This window comes from Pseudomonas sp. JV245A (genome assembly GCF_032424515.1).
Lineage (GTDB): Bacteria > Pseudomonadota > Gammaproteobacteria > Pseudomonadales > Pseudomonadaceae > Aquipseudomonas > Aquipseudomonas protegens.
On record NZ_VYKE01000442.1, the window covers coordinates 1 to 888 of the forward strand.

Annotated in this window: 1 protein-coding gene; it reads right to left on the minus strand. The window is 67.5% G+C overall.

All coding sequences use genetic code 11. The features are described from left to right. Positions 1–888: condensation domain-containing protein (locus tag F6S12_RS32315; RefSeq protein WP_315869932.1), on the minus strand; the 888-nt coding region annotated here is incomplete at both ends.

The following is an 888-nucleotide window of genomic DNA, read 5'->3' on the forward strand; positions in this document are numbered from 1 at the left end:
TGGCGTAGTCGGCGTACTGCACGCTCAACGGCTCGAACTGCGGTGCCTGCCCCTGGATCAAGCCGCGGTACAGCGCGACGAATTCCCGGGCCAGCACACTCATGGAGGCGCCATCGGAAATGATGTGGTGCAAGGTCACCACCAACAGGCAATCCTGCTCGGCGATCTGCAGCACCCGGGCCCGGCACAGGGGGCCGTGCTCCAAGTCGAACAGTTGCTGGGTCTCCTCCAGGGCGCGGGCCTGGACGGCTTCGCGGGGCAGGCCCGGCGTCAATCGCTCCCAGGCCACGCTGATCGCGCCCTGTGCATGCACCACCTGGCACAGGCGTTCCTGATGCTGGGTGAAGGTGGTGCGGAACGCTTCATGGCGCTGGGCCAGGGCATCGAAGGTCTGCTGCAAGGCAGCCTGGTCCAGTTCCCCCTGCAAACGGACCACGATCGGCGTGTGGTAGGCAGTGCTCTGCGGATGCATCTGCCAGAACAGCCATTGCCGCTGCTGGGCATGGGAGGCCGGCAAGGGCCCGTCACGCTCCAGCACCTCGATCTGCGGCAGTGCCGCGGCGCCCGCGCAGGCCTGTACCTGTTCGACGAATTCGTCCAGGCGCGAGGTTTCGAACAGCACCCGCAGCGGCACGTCCGCCCCCAGCAGGCGACGCACCCGGGACATGATCTGGGTTGCCAGCAATGAATGGCCACCCAGGGCGAAAAAGTTGTCGCCCAGGCCCACCCGCTCGACCTTGAGCACCGCCTGCCAGATCGCCGCGATGCCCTGCTGCAGCTCGCTGACCGGGGCCACAAAGGCTTCCACCGGCGCCTGCTGCTGCAATGGCGGCAGGGCCCGCAGGTCGAGCTTGCCGTTGGGGGTCAAGGGCATGCCGGCCAACGCCA